A 14,661-nucleotide genomic window follows, 5' to 3' on the forward strand; every position below is an offset into this window, starting at 1 on the left:
GTTCATACGAGAATACAAACAAAAAACCCTAGACCACCTTGAACAATCAAGGTCTCTAGGGTTTGTTTGATCTCTCTTTAAGAGAGTAATGAAATTAACGAGAGTAGAACTCAACGATTAGTTGTTCGCTGATTTCAGGCGCTAATTCAGAACGCTCTGGAAGACGAGTGAAAGTTCCTTCAAGCTTTTCAGCATCGAAAGAAAGATATTCAGGAACGAAGTTGTTTACTTCAACTGATTCTTTCACAACTGCAAGGTTTTGAGATTTCTCACGAAGAGCAATCGTTTGACCTGGTTTCACAGAGAAAGATGGGATGTCTACACGGCTTCCATCAACAAGGATGTGACCATGGTTGACTAGCTGACGAGCTTGGCGGCGAGTACGAGCAAGGCCAAGACGGTATACTAGGTTGTCAAGGCGAGTTTCAAGAAGAATCATGAAGTTTTCACCTTGTTTACCAGGAAGTTTAGCAGCTTTGTCAAATAGTGTACGGAATTGACGTTCGTTGACACCGTACATGTGACGAAGCTTTTGCTTCTCTTGTAATTGTAAACCGTATTCAGATAGTTTTTTGCGTTGTCCTGGACCATGTGGGCCTGGAGCGTAAGGGCGTTTTTCAAGTTCCTTACCTGTTCCGCTTAATGAAATGCCTAAACGGCGGGAAATCTTCCAACTTGGACCTGTATAGCGAGCCATAATGTGACTCCTCCTTATTTGTTTTTATTTGTGAAAAATAAAAACCGTCTGTTCTTTGTCTTTTCCGTCATTATGTTTTCATGCATCCTCGCTCCAGCAGCAGGGAGTTACAAGATGCACCTTCAAATAGAAGGAACAAAATGATACAAAAAAGCCGAACAAAAAGGCTGCCATATTTCACACAAATTCTATTATATGACGCTGGATAGGAGAAGTCAACCTATTTAGAGGCAGACGTGACGCTTCACGTTATGCGAAGAAAAATAAAAAAGCAGACAATGTGCCTGCTTTTTTGCAAGATTACGCATCTGTAGAGATGGATAACGCCTTTTGGAGCACCTCGGTAAATTGAATTAAGTAGGTTTCATCTATTTCACTGAAACGGTCTTTCACGGGGCTGTCAATGTCGAGTACCCCAATGATCTGTCCATTTACCTTGAGCGGAACGACAATTTCAGATTGCGATGCTGCATCACATGCGATATGTCCAGGGAATGCATGCACATCAGCGATACGCTGGACTTCACCTGTTGCAAACGCAGTACCGCAAACGCCTTTTCCAGACGGGATGCGCACACATGCAGGCAGTCCGTTAAACGGTCCGAGCACAAGCTCGCCCCCTTTAGCCAAATAAAATCCAGCCCAATTGACCTCTGGGAGTGAATGATACAATAGCGCCGCAGCATTTGCCAAATTGGCAATCAGATCAGGCTCACCATCTGTAATGGCTTCTACCTGTTTAACAAGCAATTGATAGTCTTTTGATGGATCGCCAGACTGTTTTTCGACATGAAACATGAAAATCTCCTACTTTCTATCTCAAAAATACATAACTTGCGTCTCACATGTGGGATTTGTCGAGCAATTGTAAAAGGAACTTCCGCCTTCATCTTGAAGTATGTACACATGAAGAGGGGTGAGCGGATGAAAACATCAACAACCGTGCAAACAAAAGACCGTATTATTGAAGCTTCCATCAGACTTTTTAACCAAAAAGGATTTTCTGGAACCTCTGTCCGTGAGATTGCGAAGGAAGCAAACGTCAACGTTGCCCACATATCTTATTACTTTCAAGGAAAAGGAGGGCTGCTTGAGCAGCTTGTATCCGATTTTTATGAAGGCTATATTCACATGATTGAATCACATATCCATCACATGGAAACTCGTCACGCAAAAGAATGTTTACTTCATGTGGTTTTTGATATTTTATCTTATCAGCACAAGCACCGTCAATTAACCCGTTTCGTTTATCGAGAGGTGACGATTGATTCGACGCTCATTAGAGAAATAATGTCGACCTATTTAACAAAAGAAAAATATTTGTTTCAGCTCATTATTGAAAAAGGAAAAAGCACCCATGTGATTTGTGAGCAGCTCTCACTCTCATCGTTTATGATTCAACTGAAATCACTACTCATGATGCCCTATTTACAGCCGCAATATTTAACGGAGGTGCTTTATTTGAATCCAAATGAGCCATATTTCTATCAAATGTATTTTAAGGAACTAAGCCGCTCGCTTCATCATTTACTAGAACCAAAAAAGCCGGCATTAGATTCTCACTTAAAACTCATGATGTCTTCGAATTGATCATAAGCATATCCGAGATCTTCCGCTTGATGGGCATCAGACCCGAATATGAGCGGAATTTTTTTCTGTTTTGCAAGATCAATCATCCATTGATCTAAATAGATACTTCTGGCATATGTTTTACGAAGACCTGATGTATTAAAATCTAAGGACATGCCTTTTTTTGCCGTTTCTTCAAGACAAAGGGTGACCTTTTGACAAAGTTCAGGCGGCATCTCAAATGGGAAAAGCTGTTTGAATTTCTGCACAAGGGTGATATGACCGATTCTCTTTGGCTTATAGCGACCTAAAGATGATAGAATAGAAGAATGAATTTGGTCATAGTAGCTTTGATAGACCTGTTCGATGCTGCCATAGGCGCTTATTAGCTGCTTGAAGGCATGCTCGTCAAAATCAAGGCAAATATAATCATCGCCAGCAGGAAGAAAGTGAACAGATAAAATGCTATCGTCTAGTTCTGGACCATAGCAGTCTAAAAAGGCACTTGTTTCCTCTTCATACTCTTTGATATAGTCAACCTCAAGCCCAGTTTTTACTATTAATTGGCCTTTGTATTCCTGTTTCAGCTGATCCAATTTCGTTATATACGAGTCAAGTTCTTGGAGCTTCATGGCACTATCCTGCTCTGGTGTTGGATCTCGAAACGATGGAGGCAGAGGGGCATGCTCGGTAAAGGTTATGGAATCAAATCCCTTTTTGATGGCTTTTTCAATATAAGAATGAAATGAATCAAGCGAGCCGTGCGGGCAAAACGGTGTATGTAGATGTGCATCCTGCTTCAGCATGTCGTCACCTCTTGTCGATATTTTGAAAAACGTGATGTTTATCAGCGAAAATAATGAAAAATCATGACCAAAAATGCTGGTTACATGGTATCATAATAACAATGAAAACGACAGCTTCCGCATACATAAAAGCAGGTCACATGGATACGTGTGATCAAATGATAGAAAGCGCTCAAATACTTTCTTGAAAAACATACATAAAACCGTGAATGGATGGTATTGGAAAACATACGATCCTGTTTATAAAAAGACAAATGCAAAGCGGACACGAAAGGGTTCTCAGGTCTACTCGGGACACTTTTACCCTGACATCACTTAGATCACAACAAGGGGGCTCATTATGGAGTTTATCATCGGTTTAATTGTCATTTTGCTTGCTTTGTTTTCAGTCGGTTATTTCCTGCGAAAAAATATATATAAAGAGATTGACCGATTGGAAGCATGGAAAATTGAAATTTTAAACAGATCAATTGTAGAAGAAATTTCAAAAATCAAACATTTAAAAATGACCGGAGAAACAGAGCAATTTTTTGAAAGATGGCGTGCAGAGTGGGACGATATCGTCACAGCCCATCTTCCAAAGGTAGAGGAGCTATTATATGATGCAGAAGAGTATTCTGATAAATATCGATTCTCCAAAGCCAAGCAGGTTCTTACGCACATTGAGGACTTGCTGAGTGCTGCTGATTCGAACATTGAAGACATTTTAAAAGAAATTGCAGACCTTGTCACAAGCGAGGAGCAAAATCGCAAGGACATTGAAAAGGTCAAAGAGCAATATCAAACAGTTCGAAAAAATCTGCTTGCGTACAGCCATTTATATGGCACCCTTTATGACAAAATGGAGCAGGACTTAGATGAGGCCTGGGAAGGGATCAAGCAGTACGAGGAAGAAACAGAAAACGGAAACTACATGAAGGCAAGAAAGATTTTGCTTGAGCAAGACCGCAGACTCGACCAGCTTCAACTATATATCAATGATGTACCAAAGCTTATTGCAGACTGCAAACAAACCGTACCAGGTCAGCTGACGAAGCTGAAAGACGGATATCAAGAAATGACAGAAAAAGGCTACAAGCTGGAGCACATCCAGATCACGAAAGAGCTGGAGACTTTAAACAAACAGCTTGCGAGAGCGGAAAAATTGCTCATTGATGAACTCAATTTAGAAGAGGCATCAAGCATTCTGCAAATGATCAATGATGCGATTGAGACGCTGTATGATCAGCTGGAGGCGGAAGTAGAAGCAGGTCAGGAAATCAAAAGCAAAATGCCTGAGCTCACAGAAGCATTCGAGAAGCTTGAACAAGATCACACACAAACAAAGGCAGAAACGGCTCTTGTGAAAGAAAGCTACAAGCTGACAGCAGGAGAGCTCGATCAACAGAAAGCATTCGAAAAACGTTTAGAAGAAATTGAAAAGCTGATGAAACAAATCCGCGAGAAGCTTGATCGTGACCACGTGGCATATTCATTATTAATGGATGAAATCAATCAGCTGGAGACCTTTATCGATGATGCAAAAGCATTGCATGACACATTTAAAGGTCATCTACAATCATTAAGAAAAGAAGAATTACAAGCGAGAGAAACACTGGCTGAGCTCAAAACCATGCTGACAGATACAGTCCGCCAGCTGCATAAAAGCAATATCCCAGGTGTACCTGCTGAGATGAAAGAGCGGGCTGAAAAAGCGCAGGAGATGATCCAGCAAGTGCATGAGCAGCTGGAAAACCTGCCGCTCAACATGCCGGCAGTGAATCAACAATTAAAAGAAGCCTCTGACACAGTCAGAAATGTTGCGGATGAGACAGAAGAAATGCTCAGTAAAGTGGACCAAATTGAACGAATCATTCAATACGGCAATCGTTTTAGAAGCCAAAACCATATTCTTTCAGAACAACTAAAAGAGGCAGAACGAAGATTCTATGCCTACGATTACAACGGATCATTTGATGTAGCAGCAGCGGCTGTTGAAAAAGCATCACCCGGAGCCGTTCAGAAGCTGTTAGCTCAGCAAGAAAAAGAGTATCAGCACCAATAAAAAAAAGCTGAAGTCCATTTACAGGACTTCAGCTTTTTTCTGTTAAGATGCTTGTTTCTCCCGCTTTTGGGAAGCAGAAGAAGTGAAAAGAGAAAGAACGAACCCAATGACCACTCCGAAAATAGCAGGAACAACCCAGCCAATACCAAGGTCATATAAAGGTAATATCGTTTGAAAGAGATCCTCCACTGGTCCAATCGGGAGTTTCGCTGCTACTAAGCCGTCAAACAAACTGACGCAGCCAGTTAAAATCAAAGTAAGGACATAAACAGGTCTTCTTTGACCAAGCCATTTATCTGCCAGCGATAACACAATGATGACAATCGCTAGCGGATAAATCGCAGTTAAAACCGGTACAGAGAAAGCGATAATGTGAGCAAGTCCAAAATTTGAAATGATAAAACTAAATAATGTCACTAGTGTTACGACCATTTTATAAGAAAGTTTAGGTAATAAATTTGAGAAATACTCTCCGCATGATGTAACGAGACCGATACTTGTTGTTAAACAAGCAACCGTAATCGCGGCACCCAACACAATATTTCCTAAACTGCCAAATAGGAATTGAGAAGACTGAGCCAAGATTTTACTGCCATCTCCAACAAAACCAATGGCGTGTGTACTTGAAGCGCCTAAATAAGCAAGAGATAGATAAACAAATGTTAATCCGCAAGCTGCAATCAGACCCGCTTTGATACAAGCAGAAGTCAGTGCCTTTTTACTTGTCACACCGCGTCCTTTAATGGCGTTGATGACAACAACCCCAAACACAATAGAAGCAAGAGCATCCATTGTTTTATAGCCCTCTAGAAATCCTTTGAAAAATGATCCGCTGCTATAGGATACATCAGGTGTGCCAACGGCGCCCATCGGCGTTAAAATGGCTTTGACAATAATAATAAAAATAATCGTAAATTTAATTGGTGTTAACACTTTCCCTACACGATCCACAATCTTCGTTGGATTTAGAGCAAGATAATATGTAATACCAAAAAAGACAAGTGTGAATAAAAGAAGTGAGAGCCAAGCTGGTACACCTGCTAAAAAGGGTAATGCACCAATTTCATATGAAACCGTTCCTGTACGAGGAATAGCGAAAAGCGGCCCAATAGATAAATATAAAATGACGGTAAACGCTGTTCCAAAAGCTGGGTGAGCTTTATCAGCTAATCCTTTCGCATCTCGACCTGTTAAAGCGATCGCAATAATCCCTAGAAGAGGTAAACCGACACCTGTTAATAAAAATCCGCCCATTGCTTTCCACACATTTTGCCCAGCATATTGCCCAAGCTCTGGTGGATAAATCATATTTCCGGCGCCGAAGAATAGAGCAAATAACATAAAACCGATAATAACTGTATCTTTCGTCGACAAAGTTGCCTTCATTGCATTTAAAGCCTCCATTATTATGTTGAAATATTCTGTTAATTAGTTGCTAAGTAACCGTTCATCATTAACATTCACTAATTATAAAGGATGTACGCCTGATGTCAACATGTGTTTTCGTACAAAAGTCATGAATTTTTCTATTTTAGTATATGGAGAACAATAAAAAACATCCCCTTCCAATGAAGAAGGGGATGTTTCGGTTTATGACTATGAGGCGAGCTGTTTGGGCGGGCTGGTAAACATCGAAATAAGTAAACCAACCACAGCACCGATAATAGCTGGTAAGATCCAGCCAATGCCTAAATCGTAAAACGGTACGATTGAATCTAAGATGTCAGGCAAGTCACCGAGGTTCACTTTGGCAGCTAATAATCCATCAATGATGGCAAAGAAACCAGTAAAGATAAGAGATACGATATAAATGAGTCTTCTTCCGTTAATCCAGCGATCAAGGAATGACAATAAAATAATGACAATTGCCAGTGGATAGATTGTCACAAGAACTGGAACAGATAGAGAGATAATTTGTGCCAAACCAAGGTTTGCAACCAGTGTACTAAATAAAGAAACAATTAGAACGACTGTGCGATAAGAAAGGCTAGGGATGAGCTTTGAAAAATATTCCCCACAGGATGAAATAAGTCCAACACTAGTCGTTAAACAAGCGAATAAAATGGCTGCGCCAAGTACAATGTTTCCAGCAGAACCGAATAAAAAGTTGGCAGAAAGTGAAAGCAGTTTGCCGCCGTCATTTGCTCCAACCATTCCCGTCGCATCGGGACTTGAAGCACCCACATAAGCAAGTGAAATGTACACCAATGCCAGCCCAACAGCTGCCACGAGTCCTGCTTTAATACAAGCCGCTGCAAGAGATTTACGCTCCGTGATGCCTCTTTCCTTAACAGCCGTCACCACGACGATCCCAAATACGATAGAAGCAAGAGCATCCATTGTTTTATAGCCTTCTAAAAATCCAGTGAAGAGCGGGTTTGCTTCATATGTTGCATCAGGAGCACCGATCATTCCCATTGGCGTAGCAATGGCTTTAATGACAATAATGGCAATAACAGTTAATAAGATCGGTGTCAAAATTTTACCAATTCGATCAACCAGCTTTGAAGGATTTAAAGCAAGCAAGTATGAAATAGTGAAAAACACAACGGTAAAGATGAATAGTGGTACCCATGAAGTGGACTGTGCCCCTGACAGAAATGGAGCTAATCCTATCTCGTATGAAACCGTACCAGTTCGCGGAATAGCGAAAAATGGTCCGATGGATAAATACAGAATAACGGTGAAGATGGTCCCGAATTTTGGGTGCGCTTTATCCGCAAGGCCTTTTGCACCGGTACCTGTAAGGGCGACTGCAATCACCCCTAGAAGCGGAAGACCTACTCCTGTGAGTAAAAATCCACCGATGGCAAGCCATACATTCTCACCCGCATATTGTCCAAGAACAGGTGGGAAAATCATATTTCCTGCGCCAAAGAATAATGCAAAAAGCATTAGACCAATGGCTAGCGTCTCTTTTATACTTAAACTATTTTTCAAAATAGTTCCTCCTTAATCAGTGTAGTGTGTCAAATTAAAATATTCTGACAATTTTGATGATCGTGTGACAATTGCACTATGGATGATATAGTGAAAATGAAAAGTTGTCAACTGCCATTTTCAGAAAATTCTCTGTCTGACTTCATTATGGTAACATATAAATGCATTTATTTTTTAAGCTTTTTGTAAGGAGTTACAATATGATCTATCTTGATAATAGTGCAACAACCAAGCCTTATCCAGAGGTTTTACAAGTATATCAGCAAGTGAGTGAGCGTTTTTTTGGTAATCCGTCTTCGCTTCATCAGCTCGGAATTGATGCCAGCCGGCTGCTAAGTGAAACGAGAAAACAAATGCTTCACTATACAGGATTGAAACAATATGAGATTATTTTCACTTCTGGCGCAACAGAAGCAAATAACATTGCCATTAAAGGAGCAGCTCTAGCCAAAATGAACCGGGGGAAACATATTGTGACAACAGCAATTGAACACCCCTCTGTCATCGAATCGTTTGAACAGCTGAAGGCTTTATTTGGTTTTGATATCTCCTATATTCAAGTAAATGAGCATGGCCATGCTGATATGAATCATTTAAAAGAAGTGCTACGCCCTGATACAGTACTGGTCAGCATGATGCATGTCAATAACGAAACGGGTGCCATCCAGCCGATTGAAGAAGCTGCTGGCATCATTCGTGAGCATGCCGAAAATGCCCTTTTTCATGTCGACGGGGTCCAGGGAATGTGCAGAGTAGCACTTAATAAACAGCTGGATGTGGATCTTTTGACGATATCTGGCCACAAAATTCATGGCTTAAAAGGGACAGGAGCGCTCTTTTTAAAAAAAGATGTTGTGCTTGCCCCTTTCATCACAGGAGGGGAGCAGGAATTAGGACTACGGTCAGGTACTGAAAACCCTGCTGGTGCTGTCAGCTTAGCAAAAGCCATGAAACAATCATTCGAACGGCTGAAAAATTATCATGATGAAATGCTTAACTTAAAAACGCAGCTGCAAAAACAGCTTGGAGAAATAGAAGGTATTGTCATCAACACACCGCTGACGCAAAGTGCGCCGCACATTGTGAATTTTTCAGTGCCAGGTATTCAAATCGAGGTTCTTCTCCATATGCTTGAAAAAGAAGGCATGTATGTCTCGACAACCTCTGCCTGCTCAGCCAAGAAAAAAGAGCCAAGCCGTGTGCTGCTAGCGATGGGGAAAGCAGAAGAAGTGGCCAAAAGCAGTATGAGAATCAGTTTGACATTTGGACAAGGACCAGAGCTAGCGCCGCAAATCATCACATCGATCGCACAAAGTGTAAAAAAACTAAAAGGAATGAGATAACAGCATGAAATATGATCATATTTTAGTCCGTTTTGGTGAGATTTCAACAAAAGGGAAGAATAGAAAGAAATTTATTGAAAAACTAAGGCAGCATATCCGGTTTGTATTGAAAGACTTTGAAGCATTAAAGTATGCATCTGACAGAGACCGCATCACGATCATGCTGAACGGAGAAGATCCTGAACCGATTTCAGAACAGCTCAAAAGTGTATTTGGCATTCAAAGCTTTAGTCTTGCGGTGAAATGTGAGACAAATCTCGATGCCATCAAAGAAGCGTCACTCACAGCGGTACAGGAAGTATATGAACAAGGAAATACATTTAAGGTCTCAACGAAACGCTCTTATAAACAATTTGAACTTGATTCAAATGAAATGAACCGCGAAATTGGCGGACATGTGCTGAAGAATACGGAAAACTTAACGGTCAATGTCAAACAGCCGGATGTACATTTGCGCATTGAAATAAGAGAACATGCGACGTATATTACATTTAAAGATGTCAAGGGTGCTGGCGGCCTGCCGGTTGGTTCAAGCGGAAGAGCGATGCTCATGCTTTCAGGCGGCTTTGACAGCCCAGTTGCCGGCTATCAAGCGATGAAACGCGGGATTCAAATTGAGGCTGTACATTTTTTTAGTCCCCCATATACAAGTGAACGTGCCAAGCAAAAGGTCATTGATCTTACAGAATGCTTAGCAGCATATGGAGGCGAAGTGAAGCTTCACATCGTTCCTTTTACAAAAATTCAAGAGCTGATTCACAAACAAGTACCTGAAAACTATACGATGACATCTACAAGAAGAATGATGCTGAAAATAGCTGATAAAATAAGAGCGAAGCGTGATGCTCTTGCGATTATTACGGGTGAAAGCCTTGGACAAGTCGCAAGTCAGACACTGGAAAGCATGTATGCGATTAACCATGTGACCAATACACCAATCATTCGACCGCTCATTGCTGTTGATAAAAATGACATTATTGATGAAGCGAGACGAATTGGCACTTACGAGACAAGTATTCAGCCTTTCGAGGATTGCTGCACGATCTTTACGCCGCCATCTCCTAAAACAAAACCAAAGCTTGAGAAAGTAGAACGCTACGAAAGCTTTGCTGATTTCGAGCCGATGCTCGACGAGGCAGTGGATCAAATGGAAACGATCATCGTCACAAATGAGAAGAAAGCGGCAGACGAATTCGCTGATTTATTCTAAAACAAAAATTTCATAATAATTACCATAAAATCAATCGCATGAAGTCATGTGTTTCTACACATTCTATATTCACAAGGAGGTGAGAACACATGGCTCAACAAAACAGACAAAGCAGTTCTAACCAATTACTAGTACCAGGCGCTGCACAAGCAATCGACCAAATGAAGTACGAAATCGCTTCTGAATTCGGTGTAAACCTTGGTGCAGAAACAACATCTCGCGCTAACGGATCAGTTGGTGGAGAAATCACTAAGCGTCTTGTATCTTACGCTCAACAACATATGGGTGGCGGATCTTTCTAAGACACACAATTAAAAAGTTATGGCTTAGGAGCGGGATCATTCCCGCTCTTTTCTTTTTGTACATAAAAATAGTTTGAATATTTCTAAAAAAGAAGACGAATGAAAAAAATTATGGCATAATACTAGGAGTAGGTCCTAATTCAAGCATTTTTCAGTTATGAGTGTTAGAATAGGTAAATTGAAACATGTTTCGTTTCATAGAAAGAGGCTAAAAGGAGCTGTACCATGAAAAGAGAAGACTTAATTGCACCAGAACAATATAACTTAGTCAGTGAGATTGAAGCGTTCAGTCATGACAAGGAGAAAATAGCCCTGCACTGGCAGGATGGAAATGGCCACGAAGCGCATGTGACGTATGCAGCTTTAGTGGAAGAAGCAAATAAAATTGGTCATGTATTATTAAATGCAGGCTTTAAAAAAGGCGATAAAATCATTGTGATGGTGCCGCGCATGCTAGAGGCATACAGCATTTATTTAGCAATTTTGAAAACAGGAATGGTCGTCATTCCTTGTTCAGAAATGCTGCGTGCAAAAGATTTAGATTACCGAATTGAACATGCAGAAGCAAAGGGAGCGATTGTTTACTCTTCATTCATTCAATCGTTCGACGGAACCAATCAGCCAAACGATTTTAAAACATTCTCAATCGGTGAAAACGATCATGGCTGGACAAATATTCTAGCGCAAAAGGATCAACAATCAAGTGAGCTGCAAATGGCTCCAACAACACGTACAGACATGGCGTTCTTATCCTATACATCTGGTACGACAGGTCATCCAAAAGGGGTTGTTCATACACACGGATGGGCGTATGCACATTTACGCACAGCTGCCAAAGCATGGCTCTCTATTAATGAGGGAGATAAAGTATGGGCGACAGCAGGGCCAGGCTGGCAAAAATGGGTGTGGAGCCCTCTCTTATCTGTGTTAGGAAGTGGCGCAGAAGGCTTTGTATACGGAGGGAAATTCAATCCAAATACGTACTTAGAGCTGCTTCAAAAAAATGAAATCAATGTCCTATGCTGTACGCCGACAGAATATCGTTTTATGGCGAAAGTAGATGACTTGAGTCAGTACGAGCTGCCAAAGCTGCATAGTGCCGTTTCTGCGGGAGAGCCGTTGAACCGTGAAGTCATTGATACATTCAAAAAGCATTTTGATATAGAAGTACGAGATGGCTATGGCCAAACAGAAAGCACACTGCTCGTAGGGGTGCTAAAAGGAATGGACATCAAGCCAGGCAGTATGGGAAAACCAACACCTGGCAACGAAGTCGAGATCATTGATGAGGACGGTAGCGTATGCGCTCCTGGAGAAGTTGGTGACATTGCGGTCCATCTCGAAACGCCGGCGTTATTTAAGGAATACTACAAAGATGAAGAGCGTACAAAAGCGCAGCGCCGCGGAAATTACTTTATTACCGGTGACCGCGCGAAAAAAGACGAAGATGGGTACTTCTGGTTTGAAAGCCGCAGAGATGATATCATCGTCAGCTCAGGCTATACCATTGGGCCGTTTGAAGTAGAAGATGCACTGATCAAACACCCAGCAGTCAAAGAATGTGCGGTTGTGGCTAGTCCAGATGAAATCAGAGGATCAATTGTGAAGGCATATGTCGTCCTGCGTGATGGATCAGCACAAAGTGATGAGCTGATCAAAGAGCTGCAGACACATGTGAAAAACACAACAGCACCTTACAAATACCCAAGAGAAATTGAATTCATTGACGAACTGCCAAAAACACCGTCAGCAAAAATCCGCCGTGTCGAGCTGAGAGAAAGAGAGCTTGCACGAAAAGGATCATGATGAATAAACGAAAAGCGTTTGGATGGAAGCATCCAGCGCTTTTTTTTACGGAAAATCAAATCCGCTGGAAGCGGTCATGATGTTCTATGATAAAATGTGTAAGAATTGCTGGAAAAGGAGAATGTTAGAAGATGTTCATTGCCATCATTCATGGAATTGTGCTTGCCTTTGGTCTCATTTTACCATTGGGCGCACAAAATGTATTTGTGTTTCAGCAAGGAGCGCTTCAGCCGCGATTATATCAGGCCTTACCTGTCGTTATCACTGCTGCTCTTTGTGACACACTATTAATTGCATTAGCTGTCATTGGGGTTTCTGTTGTGGTGTTCACCATTCCTGTACTGCAAATCGGTCTTTATATCATTGGATTTTGTTTTTTAGTTTATATGGGATGGTCCGTGTGGAACACAAGCTCATCAACAGATGCTAAAGAGAAGCAGGAATTTATGCCTGCGAGAAAGCAAATTGTCTTTGCCTGTTCAGTTTCACTTTTAAATCCCCACGCCATTCTTGATACAATTGGTGTGATTGGAACAAATTCGCTTCAATATAGCGGGGCAGAAAAACTGGCATTTACACTCGCCTGTATCATCGTGTCCTGGTTATGGTTTATTGGGCTCGCTTTTTTAGGGAAGATGCTAGGGAAGTTAGATACAAACGGCAAGTGGATGAACCGTATCAATAAAGCTTCAGCGGTCATGATCTGGCTTGTCGCGTTATACATTGCGTATCAATTGATTTTATAAAATACATAGAGGATAAAGCAAAGAAGCGCTTGGAAGGTAAGGTCCGGCGCTTTTTTTGTGTATTGGAAAGGCTCCTCAGCCAGTGTCACTATCATCGCAAGAGGAAGATCACATTCAATTGCCTATAGGAAATGATAAGAAATAGGATATATGATACATTACCACTAGTGGGTTTTATTGGCAAAAAGGTCTATTACATTATTTTCCTTTAGAGGTTATAATTTTATGAAATTTGCTAAAGGAGGATATATGATGAAGTTAAGAAAAATGTTTTGTGTGCTATTGTTTATAGCACTTTTATTCGGACAATTTCCTGTAGGAAAAGCTATTACCATAAAGGAGGAGGAGCCTTTTAAAAAGATACAAAATGTTAAAACAGAAGAAAAACTCATAAAAAAGGCAAAAAAAAGCTCTCAATTTTTAAAGGCAAAAGAATTAGCCCAAAAGAAAGGTTATCTATTAAATGGAGAAAGTGCAGCGGTTCATCTGAACGCTGCTGAAACGGATGTTGTTTACTTTTATCTTAAAAAGAAGAAGTCAGATAATCAGCTGTTAGACAATGTTTCCTTCATTTCAGTTTCATTGAGCCAAATAAAAGCTTACTATATTCAACTTGCAGAATACGATGAGAAAGGAAATTTGCACTCATATTTCTTCCAAAATGGAAAATTGAAAAATAAGTTCCATATCAACCAAAAAGGGGAGTTTTTAAAAGGATCTTTTACCTATGGTGAAAATGGTGCAAAGCAAGATATGATGGAATTAAATAAAAAAATTTTCCAGGCAGATGATTCAGAAATTCAAACGAGTTTTAGTTGGAACAAGTTTTGGAACTGCTTAAAAAAGCAAAGCGGCCCGAATGAATCTCTTCCGCTACGTTCAATGGTTTTAGGAGCGTGTTATTATATTTGTTTAACGGGACCTGCTAGCTGTATAGCATGCGCAGTGATTAATGGAGGAATATCTGCAGGATTAGCCGGTTATTGTGTGAAAAAAGTTTGGTAAATGGGGGTTTTTAGAATGGCTCATAAAGAACAGCGCAAGGGAATAGTTCTTGCTGTTTTTGATACGTTGACATTTGGTATACCAGTGTTGCTATGGAATTTATATAAGAATACCAGTACCACATTGAAATTCATGATCCCGATCATTCCCATTGTCGGTCTCATTACATATTTTTTAGCATCTCTTGATTAAT

Annotated in this window: 14 protein-coding genes; 9 read left to right on the forward strand and 5 right to left on the reverse strand. The window is 40.8% G+C overall.

All coding sequences use genetic code 11. The annotated features are described in order from the left end of the window. Positions 1–94 precede the first annotated feature (94 nt). Both rpsD and C6Y03_RS17270 read right to left on the reverse strand, forming a co-directional pair. The gene (gene rpsD / locus C6Y03_RS17265) at positions 95–697 is read right to left on the reverse strand and encodes a 30S ribosomal protein S4 (RefSeq protein ID WP_034661940.1); all 603 of its coding nucleotides are present in this window, start codon (positions 695–697) and stop codon (positions 95–97) included. Positions 698–997: 300 nt separating this feature from the next. After that, positions 998–1,495 carry a GAF domain-containing protein gene (locus C6Y03_RS17270; protein WP_095285580.1) on the reverse strand — a complete coding sequence of 166 codons (498 nt, stop codon included), beginning with the start codon at positions 1,493–1,495 and terminating at the stop codon, positions 998–1,000. A 126-nt stretch (positions 1,496–1,621) separates the two neighbouring features. Between C6Y03_RS17270 and refZ the strand changes: the two genes are divergently transcribed. Further along, positions 1,622–2,287 (forward strand): forespore capture DNA-binding protein RefZ, encoded by a 666-nt coding sequence (refZ, locus tag C6Y03_RS17275; RefSeq protein ID WP_060597014.1) that lies wholly within the window; start codon positions 1,622–1,624, stop codon positions 2,285–2,287. On the opposite strand, the gene hisJ is transcribed toward refZ, so the two are convergent. After that, complete coding sequence (hisJ, locus tag C6Y03_RS17280) at positions 2,257–3,072, reverse strand: histidinol-phosphatase HisJ (protein ID WP_060597013.1); 816 nt, start codon at positions 3,070–3,072, stop codon at positions 2,257–2,259. The two genes, refZ and hisJ, sit on opposite strands and share 31 nt — an antisense overlap. A 340-nt stretch (positions 3,073–3,412) precedes the next feature. Between hisJ and ezrA the strand changes: the two genes are divergently transcribed. After that, positions 3,413–5,116 (forward strand): septation ring formation regulator EzrA, encoded by a 1,704-nt coding sequence (gene ezrA / locus C6Y03_RS17285; protein ID WP_066030549.1) that lies wholly within the window; start codon positions 3,413–3,415, stop codon positions 5,114–5,116. Positions 5,117–5,158: 42 nt separating this feature from the next. Here the strand turns inward: ezrA and brnQ (C6Y03_RS17290) are convergent, their stop codons facing one another. Beyond that, entirely contained in the window at positions 5,159–6,502 is a 1,344-nt protein-coding gene (gene brnQ, locus C6Y03_RS17290; RefSeq protein ID WP_060597011.1) for a branched-chain amino acid transport system II carrier protein, read from the reverse strand. A 210-nt stretch (positions 6,503–6,712) separates the two neighbouring features. Further along, the gene (gene brnQ, locus C6Y03_RS17295; protein ID WP_060597010.1) at positions 6,713–8,056 is read right to left on the reverse strand and encodes a branched-chain amino acid transport system II carrier protein; all 1,344 of its coding nucleotides are present in this window, start codon (positions 8,054–8,056) and stop codon (positions 6,713–6,715) included. 200 nt (positions 8,057–8,256) lie between these two features. On the opposite strand from brnQ (C6Y03_RS17295), the gene C6Y03_RS17300 reads away from it, so the two are divergent. The 7 genes from C6Y03_RS17300 (at position 8,257) to C6Y03_RS19225 (ending at position 14,660) form a co-directional block, all read left to right on the forward strand. Beyond that, entirely contained in the window at positions 8,257–9,399 is a 1,143-nt protein-coding gene (locus tag C6Y03_RS17300; protein ID WP_060597009.1) for a cysteine desulfurase family protein, read from the forward strand. Between the two features lie 4 nt (positions 9,400–9,403). Then, positions 9,404–10,609, forward strand: coding sequence for a tRNA uracil 4-sulfurtransferase ThiI (thiI, locus tag C6Y03_RS17305; protein ID WP_106039677.1), 1,206 nt, complete (start codon positions 9,404–9,406; stop codon positions 10,607–10,609). 89 nt (positions 10,610–10,698) lie between these two features. Then, a complete protein-coding gene (locus C6Y03_RS17310; protein WP_024424829.1) occupies positions 10,699–10,911 on the forward strand; it encodes an alpha/beta-type small acid-soluble spore protein in 213 nt (70 codons plus the stop codon). A 225-nt stretch (positions 10,912–11,136) separates the two neighbouring features. Further along, positions 11,137–12,717 (forward strand): acyl-CoA synthetase MbcS, encoded by a 1,581-nt coding sequence (mbcS, locus tag C6Y03_RS17315; RefSeq protein WP_106039678.1) that lies wholly within the window; start codon positions 11,137–11,139, stop codon positions 12,715–12,717. Positions 12,718–12,848: 131 nt separating this feature from the next. Next, positions 12,849–13,463: a LysE/ArgO family amino acid transporter gene (locus tag C6Y03_RS17320; protein WP_106036963.1), complete on the forward strand. Its 615-nt coding sequence runs from the start codon at positions 12,849–12,851 to the stop codon at positions 13,461–13,463. A 252-nt stretch (positions 13,464–13,715) separates the two neighbouring features. Further along, positions 13,716–14,468 carry a hypothetical protein gene (locus C6Y03_RS17325; protein WP_095285575.1) on the forward strand — a complete coding sequence of 251 codons (753 nt, stop codon included), beginning with the start codon at positions 13,716–13,718 and terminating at the stop codon, positions 14,466–14,468. A 15-nt stretch (positions 14,469–14,483) separates the two neighbouring features. Next, on the forward strand, positions 14,484–14,660 hold the full coding sequence (locus C6Y03_RS19225) for a hypothetical protein (protein WP_162839365.1): 177 nt from the start codon (positions 14,484–14,486) through the stop codon (positions 14,658–14,660). The last annotated feature ends 1 nt before the right edge of the window (position 14,661 follow it).

This window comes from Bacillus sp. LNXM65, from assembly GCF_002998575.1.
Lineage (GTDB): Bacteria > Bacillota > Bacilli > Bacillales > Bacillaceae > Bacillus.